The 6,998-nt window shown below is 69.9% G+C and carries 4 protein-coding genes; 1 reads left to right on the forward strand and 3 read right to left on the reverse strand.

Annotated features, from left to right (window positions below):
• Positions 1-102: 102 nt before the first annotated feature.
• Together hflX and hfq are read right to left on the reverse strand one after the other, a co-directional pair.
• The gene (gene hflX / locus QZX93_RS07220; RefSeq protein WP_295388679.1) at positions 103-1,404 is read right to left on the reverse strand and encodes a ribosome rescue GTPase HflX; all 1,302 of its coding nucleotides are present in this window, start codon (positions 1,402-1,404) and stop codon (positions 103-105) included.
• Positions 1,405-1,474: 70 nt separating this feature from the next.
• Positions 1,475-1,729 carry an RNA chaperone Hfq gene (gene hfq, locus QZX93_RS07225; protein WP_295388677.1) on the reverse strand — a complete coding sequence of 85 codons (255 nt, stop codon included), beginning with the start codon at positions 1,727-1,729 and terminating at the stop codon, positions 1,475-1,477.
• A gap of 321 nt (positions 1,730-2,050) precedes the next feature.
• Here hfq and QZX93_RS07230 point away from each other — a divergent pair, with 321 nt between their 5' ends.
• On the forward strand, positions 2,051-5,332 hold the full coding sequence (locus QZX93_RS07230) for an error-prone DNA polymerase (protein ID WP_295388674.1): 3,282 nt from the start codon (positions 2,051-2,053) through the stop codon (positions 5,330-5,332).
• Here the strand turns inward: QZX93_RS07230 and QZX93_RS07235 are convergent.
• The coding region (locus tag QZX93_RS07235; RefSeq protein WP_295388672.1) for a hypothetical protein at positions 5,307-6,998 on the reverse strand (1,692 nt) is incomplete at its 5' end. The genes QZX93_RS07230 and QZX93_RS07235 overlap by 26 nt on opposite strands.

Here is a 6,998-nt window from a genome sequence, read left to right on the forward strand (position 1 = left end):
AACGACGATGGAACAAGGCGTTGCCGTAGGACCCAATGGGCGATTGTAGGCAGGGCGCCGCCGCGGCGCAAATCCCGCCGCGCTCAGGGTGCCGGCTCCGGGTCATGCTGGACCCTCGGGGGCGCGGCCCGGCGGGCCCAGCAGTTCCGGCGCCTGTGCCAACAGGCGCTGCAGGTCGGTCGGGCCGATCAGGATCTGGAGTCGCGCACCCCCTTGGTCGTCCGGTTCATCGGCCAGCACATTGGCATGGGCGAAGACCCAGGCGCGCAGGCGCCCGTCGGCCGGGCCGAGGTGCAGCTCATGGAGCGTGCGCGCGCCCCCGGTCAGCTCGGCCACGGCGGTCAACAGCAGGTCGATACCGGCCCCGGAGCGGGCGGACACCCAGACCCGCACCGGCCGCCCGTCCGCATCCCGCTCCAGCCGCGGGGCCGCGTCCGCCAACAGGTCAAGCTTGTTCCAGACCTCCAGACGCGGCAGGTCCAGGCTCCCGATCTCCTCCAGCACCGTCTCCACATCCTTGATCAGGCGTGCGTGGTGGGGTGCGGAGCCGTCCACCACATGCAGCAGCAGGGCGGCGTTGCGGGTCTCCTCCAGGGTGGCGCGGAAGGCGGCCACCAGCTCATGGGGGAGCCGGCTGACGAAGCCGACGGTGTCGGCCAGCAGCGCCCGGCCGCCATCCGGCAGGGTGAGCCGGCGCAGGGTCGGGTCCAGGGTGGCAAAGAGCTGATCGGCCTCGAACACCCCGGCCTCGGTCAGCCGATTGAACAGGGTGGACTTGCCGGCGTTGGTGTAACCGACCAGTGAGACCACCGGCAGTTCCGCCTTGTCGCGGGCGCGTCGGCCCTGGGCGCGCTGCGTCTGGATCTGATCGAGCCGTTGATTGAGCTGGGCGATCCGTTTGGCCAGGAGGCGCCGATCGGTCTCGAGCTGGGTCTCGCCCGGACCGCGCAGGCCGATGCCGCCCTTCTGGCGCTCCAGATGGGTCCAGCCGCGCACCAGCCGGGTCGACAGGTGACGTAACTGGGCCAACTCCACCTGGAGCTTGCCCTCGAACGAGCGCGCCCGTTGGGCGAAGATGTCGAGGATCAGGCCGGTGCGGTCGACCACCCGGCATTGGAGCAGGCGCTCCAGGTTGCGCTCCTGGGCCGGGGAGAGCGGATGGTTGAAGACCGCGAGCTCGGCCCCGGTGGCAGCCGCCAGGTCCTTGAGCTCCTGCGCCTTGCCGCTGCCGATAAAGAGCCGCGCGTCGGGCACCTTGCGCGTGCCCGCCAGGGTCCCGACCACCGCGGCGCCGGCCGAGGTGGCCAGCAGCGCGAACTCCTCGCGCTCGTCGGGCTCGGCGGTGCCACCCAGGTCGAGCTGGACCAGGATCGCGCGTTCGCCTGAATCGGGTCGGTCAATCAAAGGGTTTGGCGCGCGCGAGCACGCCGGGTCGGCGGCCGGTCGGCCGCATAAGTGCGGTGGTCGGCAAGCACTAGGCGTTACCTGGCTCTTCGAGTTCCTCGTCACCGGCGGCCGGCAGCCTGACCTGGCGGGCTGGGACCACGGTGGAGATCGCGTGCTTGTAGATCATCTGGCTCACGTTGCTCTTGAGCAGCACGACGAACTGGTCGAAGGACTCGATCTGGCCTTGCAGCTTGATGCCGTTGACCAGGAAGATCGAGACCGGGATGCGCTCCTTGCGCAGGGCGTTGAGGAAGGGGTCTTGCAGGCTTTGGCCCTTGGACATGGCTTGGCTCCTTGTTGTAGTCATTTGTTGTTCGATTTGCCCGGCTTGAATGGTTGGCCTGCCACGGCGGGCCTGAGGGCACGGCGTGGCGGGCGTCGGTCGGCGTAGTCTGCAGCCGGGACTTGCCGAGCTACGCGTTAACGAAACCTTGATATAGGGGCTTAGTGTCGCCCAGCCCAGCCGATAAAGCCATGGTGAATATTTTTTGTTGATGCCGCGCGCGCTGCCGGGTAGGGTGCCCGGCCCGGACGCCGGGGGCTGCACGCGGCAGCGGATTGGTGGATACTGTGTTTATCGACAGTCATCCACCCGACCAGCGCCATGGCGACCCCGGCCTACGCCGAACTCTTCTGCCGTTCCAATTTCTCCTTTCTCCAGGGGGCATCCCACCCGGAGGAACTGGTGCGGCGCGCCCATGCCTTGGGCTATCGTGCGCTGGCGCTGACCGATCGCTGTTCGCTGGCGGGGGTGGTGCGCGCCCACGCGCAGGCGCGCACCCTGGGGCTCAAGCTGATCGTCGGGGCGGAACTCCAGGTGGAGTCCGGCCCCCGCCTGGTGGCCCTGGCGATGGACCGGGCGGGCTACGGCAACCTCTCGCACCTGATCACGGTGGCGCGGCGGCGTGCGCCCAAGGGCCAGGACCGGCTGCTGCCGGCGGACCTGGCCGACGGTCTGCCGGGCTGTCTCACGCTCTGGCTGCCGGACCCACTGGCCGATGCGGCCACGCTGCGGGCGCAGGGCGCCTGGCTGAACGATCGGTGTCCGGGCCGGCTGTGGATCGGCGTCGTGCAGCAGCGCCGCGGTGCCGACCTGGACTGGCTCGCGCGCCTGCGTGGGCTGGGTGCGGACCTGGGGCTGCGGCTTACCGCCGGCGGCGAGGTGGCGATGCACACCCCGGGCCGGCGGGCACTGTTGGATGTCCTGACCGCCATCCGGCTCGGGGTGCGGGTGGATCAGGTGGGCGCCGCCCTGGCCCAGAATCGGGAGCATCACCTGCGCACCCGCGCCGATCTCGCCCGGTTCTACCCGCCCGACCTGTTGGCCGAAACCCTGGTGCTGGCGGGGGCCTGCCACTTTTCGCTCGCCGAACTGCGCTATGAGTATCCGGACGAACTGGTCCCGCCGGGTCAGTCCCCCGCGGCCTATCTGCGACGTCTCACCGAGGAAGGGATCGTCGCCCGCTGGCCGGCCGGTTGTCCGCCCCGGGTGCGGGACCAGATCGAGCACGAGCTGGCGCTGATCGCTGAACTGACCTATGAGCCCTATTTTCTCACCGTACACGATATCGTCCGCTTCGCCCGCGCCCGCGGCATCCTCTGTCAGGGCAGGGGCTCCGCGGCCAACTCGGCGGTCTGCTATTGCCTGGGAATCACCGAGGTCGACCCGGCGCGGATGGACATGCTGTTCGAGCGCTTCATCTCCCGGGAGCGGGGTGAGCCGCCAGATATCGACGTGGACTTCGAGCACCAGCGCCGGGAGGAGGTGATTCAGTACATCTACAGCAAATACGGGCGCGAACGGGCCGCGCTGGCCGCCGCGGTGGTCACCTATCGGCCCCGGGGCGCGGTGCGCGATGTCGGCAAGGCGCTGGGGATGGACCCAGACCAGCTCGACCGGCTGGCGCGCAATCTCAATTGGTGGGATGGCGCGGCGCTGCCCCCGCAGCGGCTGCGCGAGGTCGGGCTCGACCCCGATAACCCGCTGGTCGGCAAGACCCTGCGCCTCGTGCAGGCGATCCTGGGTTGTCCGCGCCACCTGTCCCAGCACGTCGGCGGCTTCGTGATCTCCCGCGGGGCGCTGTCGCGTCTGGTGCCGGTGGAAAACGCGGCGATGGCGGGGCGCACGGTGATCCAGTGGGACAAGGACGACCTGGATACACTGGGCCTGCTCAAGGTCGACTGCCTGGCCCTGGGGATGCTCTCGGCCATTCACCGCGCCCTGGACCTGATCAATGGCGTGCGCGGGACCCGTCTCACCGTCGCCGACATCCCGGCGGAGGACCCGGACGTCTACCGCATGATCCAGCGCGCCGAGACCACCGGGGTCTTCCAGATCGAGTCGCGCGCTCAGATGGCGATGCTGCCGCGCCTGAAGCCCGCCTGTTTCTATGACCTGGTGATCGAGGTGGCCATCGTGCGCCCCGGTCCCATCCAGGGCGATATGGTCCATCCGTATCTGCGCCGCCGGCAGGGGTTGGAGCCGGTGAGCTATCCCTCCGCGGCGCTCCAGGAGGTCCTGGGGCGGACGCTGGGGGTGCCGATCTTCCAGGAGCAGGTGATCAAGGTGGCAACGGTGGCGGCCGGGTTCTCGCCGGGCGAGGCGGATCAGGTGCGCCGCTCCATGGCCGCCTGGCGTCGGCGCGGCGGTCTCACGGCGCTGCGTGGGCGGCTCCTGGGCGGCATGCTGGAGCGCGGCTATACCCGCGAATTTGCCGAACAGATCTACCACCAGATCCTGGGCTTCGGCGAATACGGCTTCCCCGAGTCACATGCCGCGAGCTTCGCACTCCTGGTCTATGTGTCCGCCTGGCTCAAGCACCACGAGCCGGCCGCCTTCTTTGCGGCCCTCTTGAACAGCCAACCCATGGGGTTTTATGCCCCGGCGCAGTTGGTCCGCGAGGCCCGGCGCCAAGGGGTGGACGTGCGCCCGGTGGACGTGACCGCGAGCGAGTGGGACTGCACCCTGGAGCCCATTGGCTCACGCCAAGACGCCAAGACGCCAAGTCAAACAACGGTGTTGGGGAACTTCCCAACGCCTGCGCCGGATGTCTCGTCCGCTGCCGATCACACATCGGAAAAACTTGGCGCCTTGGCGCCTTGGCGTGAGCATTCTTCGTCTCAGGTTGGGGCTCCGGAGGGTGCTCTGGAAACCCCGACGCTGCGGTTGGGCCTGCGTCTGGTGAAGGGCCTGTCCCGCGCAGGTGCCGAGCGGCTGGTGGCGGCGCGGGGGGCGGCGCCCTGGTCGGACCTCAATGACCTGATGGCCCGCGCCGCGCTGGAGCGGGCCGACCTCAAGGCCCTGGCCCATGCGGATGCCCTGGCGCCCCTGGCGGGTCATCGACATCGGGCGGCCTGGTCAGTTTTGGGGTCGGTCGGTCTGCGCCGTGCGCCGCAGCCCGTCCAGGGTGAATTGGCGCTCCCGCCCCCGGCCGACCCCGCCGCCGCGTCCCCGCTGCCCGTCCCCACCGAACGGGCGGAGATCGTCGCCGACTACGCCGCCCTGGGGCTGAGTCTGCGCCGCCACCCGCTGGCCCTGCTGCGCCCGCGCCTCAACGAGTGGCGCCTGCTCACTGCACTGGAGGTGGGCGAGGTGCCGCCGGGGGCGCGGATCGCGACCGCCGGTCTGGTGATCAACCGTCAGCGTCCGGGCGCCGCCAACGGGGTAACCTTCGTCACCCTGGAGGACGAGACGGGGCAGGTCAATCTGGTGGTCTGGAAGCAACTCGCCGAACGTCAACGCTCAGTGCTCTTGGGGTCACGGTTGCTGGGTGTCTATGGTGAGGTCCAGCGGGAGGCGGGTGTGACCCACCTGATCGCCCGGCGCCTGCTGGACTACTCGGCCCTGCTGGGCGGGCTCGTCACCCGCTCGCGGGACTTCTGCTGAGTCCGGGGGCGAGCGCTGGAGCGTGAGAGCCAGAAGACCCCCGCTCCCGCCAGCCCGTCGCGGCTAACGGCCATGGAAGGGGGGCCTGCCACCCCTGACCATGAAAGTCTTTCAGGCTAATCTTTAGAGAGATATCCTCGTCCGTCTCGACCCATCGCGCCCATCGCGCGCCCGCCGCCCGCCGCCAGATCGCTCGCAGTGCCCCTGCAGTCCCGTTAGCGATCACCTTTGCCGGCTCCCAGTACCAGCCGCTCCCACCACCATCGGCCACTGCGAGCGCGCAGGCCAGCACCTCTATCCGCGGGTGAACCCCCGCCAGGCCCTCTTCCGAAAGCTCCCGACTCAGGTGCCGCGCAAGCCTGCAGCAGAGGAACCGCCCCCGCTCGGTCGCTGGCGGTTGATACGGCCAACCCCAGCGAGCCAGGACAGCGGTATCCTCCGGACGCGCGTCCGCCCCCCGATCCGGTGTCTCGCCCGTTCTGTCGACAAGGCTCCAAAACTCGTCCAGCGTTGAGCAGCGGGCCAGCGCCACCGCAACCGCCTGTTCAAGCTCTGGCTCCAGCCAGGGCCGCCCCTCCAGATCGAACAGCACCCCCACCGCCTGGGCGCGGCGCAGCCCGTCGATCCATTCGCAACGTTTGGCGAGCGGGGTCTCGGTCTGGCGCAGGACGGCGGTGCTGACCAGCAGGGCGTCCTCGGCCATGGCCGGCAGGATGCGGCCCAGGTCCAGCCGCTCCAGGTTGTCGATGAGAAAGCCGGTCAGCTCCGGGCTCGGCCGGCGCAGGGCGGCAAGCAGCAGTTCTTGCAGGAGCGGTGCCGGCAGGTCGGCGCCCCGCTCGCGCAGCAAGTCGTGCAGCAGGCCCCCGGCGCGGGTCCCATAGGTGGTGAGCGGATTGGCGGCCAGATAGCCCAGGCTCGCGATGACCTGGGGCTCCGGCTCGGCCGCGAGGTCGCGTCCGGCGGCGTCCAGTACCAGCCCGGCGGTGGCCGGGTCCACCACCCGGGCCTCGGTGAGGGCGGTAAGTGCGAGCCCGAGCTCGCCCCGGTCGAGCAGGGTCGCAAGAATGCGTGAGACCGCCGTCGGCTGGGTGCAGAGGCCGCTATAGAGCAGCAGGACCTCCCGCCAGCGTCCCGGGTCCTTACCATAGAGCGCGAGCATCCCGTCCAGGTCCGCGGCGGCGAGCAGGTGCGCGGCGGCGAAGAACTCCAAAAAGGTCTGGTGCGGGAAGCGCAGGCCGTTGGGCGGCAGCCGCACCAGGAGGCCGGCGTTCTGGACCAGTTCCTCCAGTAGCTTGTGGTTGCCGGCGCGCTCCAGCCCCAGGGCGCGCTCCATCTCGGCGGCGAGCAGCGCCAGGGCCCAGTCCTCGTCGATATCCCGCGCCGGGTCCTCGCCGGTGATGTGGGCGTAGGCCAGCGCGGCGAGCAGGATCTCCTTGTGCGGGCGGTCGAACTGGTTGGCGCGGTCGCGGCTCTGGGTCTGGTCCCACTCCTCCAGCAGGGCGCGGGAACAGACCTCGTAGAACTGGGGGCCTTGATCATCGTTCCGGCCACCCCCGGTTACGCCGCCACCAGCAGGAGCGCGGACGACTTGGGCGGACGGGGCCGTCGGCGCGCTGGTGACGGAGGCAACGGCATGCGCTGGAGCACCTGCGCGAACAGCGTTTCG

This window comes from uncultured Thiodictyon sp., from assembly GCF_903946935.1.
Taxonomy (GTDB): domain Bacteria; phylum Pseudomonadota; class Gammaproteobacteria; order Chromatiales; family Chromatiaceae; genus Thiodictyon.